Raw genomic sequence first — 1,934 nt, 5'->3', positions numbered from 1 at the left:
AGACGTTGCTGTAATAGTTGGTGATGACGGGACCGTTTTGACTGCATTCAAAAGGCCGTCTGAAAACATTTAAACCCTGTTTTCAGACGGCCTTTTTGTCCCAATCTATCTAAAAAATGCTAAGATTATCGCCTGAATTTATCCAGCAGAAACATCATGAATCCATTATTGAACCACCTCAAACCCTATCCTTTTGCCCGCTTGCGTGAAGCCATGCAAGGCATTGACGCACCCGCAGGCGTAACCCCCATCCATCTGCAAATCGGCGAGCCGAAACACCCGACGCCCAAAGTCATCACCGATGCACTGACCGCCTCCCTGCACGAATTGGAAAAATATCCGCTGACCGCAGGCCTGCCCGAACTGCGCCAAGCCTGCGCCGAATGGGTTGCCCGCCGTTATGATGGTTTAAGCCTCAATCCCGACAATGAAATCCTGCCCGTATTGGGCAGCCGGGAAGCATTGTTTTCCTTTATCCAAACCGTTTTGAATCCGGCTTCAGACGACCCCAAACCGGTCGTTATCAGTCCCAATCCTTTCTATCAAATTTACGAAGGCGCGACTATATTGGGCGGCGGCGAAATCCATTTTGCCAACTGCCCGGCACCCAGCTTCAACCCCGATTGGAGCAGCCTGCCCGAAGACGTGTGGCAGCGTACCAAAGTCCTGATTGTCTGCTCGCCCAACAACCCGAGCGGCAGCGTCCTGCAATTAGAAGACTGGAAAGAAATTTTTGATTTGCAAGACAAATACGGCTTCGTTATTGCCTCTGACGAATGCTATTCCGAAATTTATTTTGACGACGACAAACCGATCGGCGGCTTACAGGCTGCGGCGCAATTAGGTCGCGGAACGCACAACATCGTGATGTTTACCAGCCTGTCCAAACGCTCCAATGTCCCCGGTTTGCGTTCCGGCTTTGTCGCAGGCGATGCCGAGTTGCTCAAAAACTTCCTGCTCTACCGCACCTACCACGGCAGCGCGATGAGCATTCCTGTCCAACGTGCCAGCATTGCCGCTTGGAACGACGAAGAACACGTCATTGCCAACCGCCGCCTCTACCAAGAAAAATTCGACCGCGTCATTCCGATTTTGCAACAGGTATTCGATGTCAAACTGCCTGACGCATCGTTCTACATTTGGCTGAAAGTTCCCGACGGCGACGACTTGGCATTCACGCGCAACCTGTGGCAGAAAGCCGCCATCCAAGTGTTGCCCGGCCGCTTCCTTGCCCGCGATACCGAGCAAGGCAATCCGGGCGAAGGCTACGTCCGCATCGCTTTGGTTGCCGACGTGGAAAGCTGTGTCAAAGCGGCTGAAACCATTGTTTCGCTCTACCGCTGACGATTAAGCAAACAAAGGCCGTCTGAAACTTCAGACGGCCTTTTTATTAAATAATCGGATAATTTATATGGTGAAGTCCAGAAGGTAGAAATCTTCTTTACCTACGCCGCATTCAGGGCATTTCCAGTCGTCGGGGATGTCTTCGAACTTGGTACCTGCCGGCAGGCCGTGTTCGGGGTCGCCGACATCTTCATCATAAATCCAGCCGCAAGGGCCGCACATATATTGAGCCATTTGGTGTTCCTTCCATTTTGAAAGACCGTCTGAAACCATATTTCAGACGGCCTTTCGTGTGTCTTATTGTTGATATTTTGAATTTATTACGCTGCTTCCAAAACGGCGATTTCTTTGCGCAGGTGTTTGATGGCCGGTGTTACGATGGCGACGAACATGGCCTCGCGGACGCGGCGTTGCGCTGGGCTGCGCATCAGATAACCTTTCGCGCCTGCATGCAATGCGGCAGATTGAGTGGCGTTCAATGCCAATACGGCAGCCGCTTCACGCAGTTTCAAGGTTGCCAACGTATCGGGTTTATTGTTCCACGCATCATCGGCAAGACGTTCGGTTTCCGCCCATGCGCCGTCCAAAGC

Annotated in this window: 2 protein-coding genes and 1 pseudogene; 1 reads left to right on the top strand and 2 read right to left on the bottom strand. The window is 52.1% G+C overall.

The window, feature by feature from the left end:
* The first annotated feature begins 156 nt into the window (after window positions 1-156).
* The gene (gene dapC / locus ACTHUM_RS12560) at window positions 157-1,344 is read left to right on the top strand and encodes a succinyldiaminopimelate transaminase (RefSeq protein ID WP_070843268.1); all 1,188 of its coding nucleotides are present in this window, start codon (window positions 157-159) and stop codon (window positions 1,342-1,344) included.
* 63 nt (window positions 1,345-1,407) lie between these two features.
* Here dapC and ACTHUM_RS12555 read toward each other — a convergent pair whose 3' ends face one another.
* Both ACTHUM_RS12555 and ACTHUM_RS12550 read right to left on the bottom strand, forming a co-directional pair.
* Window positions 1,408-1,578: a rubredoxin gene (locus ACTHUM_RS12555; RefSeq protein ID WP_003747315.1), complete on the bottom strand. Its 171-nt coding sequence runs from the start codon at window positions 1,576-1,578 to the stop codon at window positions 1,408-1,410.
* A gap of 86 nt (window positions 1,579-1,664) precedes the next feature.
* Window positions 1,665-1,934 (bottom strand): annotated as a pseudogene (locus ACTHUM_RS12550) (acyl-CoA dehydrogenase family protein); the annotation flags it as partial.

The organism is Neisseria sp. P0021.S006 (genome assembly GCF_051956895.1).
This window is presented reverse-complemented; position numbering and strand designations above follow the sequence as displayed.

Excerpts from the sequence above, each read along its gene's own strand:
- dapC (WP_070843268.1), top strand. The coding sequence starts at position 157 with ATGAATCCATTATTGAACCACCTCAAACCCTATCCTTTTGCCCGCTTG.
- ACTHUM_RS12555 (WP_003747315.1), bottom strand. The coding sequence starts at position 1,578 with ATGGCTCAATATATGTGCGGCCCTTGCGGCTGGATTTATGATGAAGAT.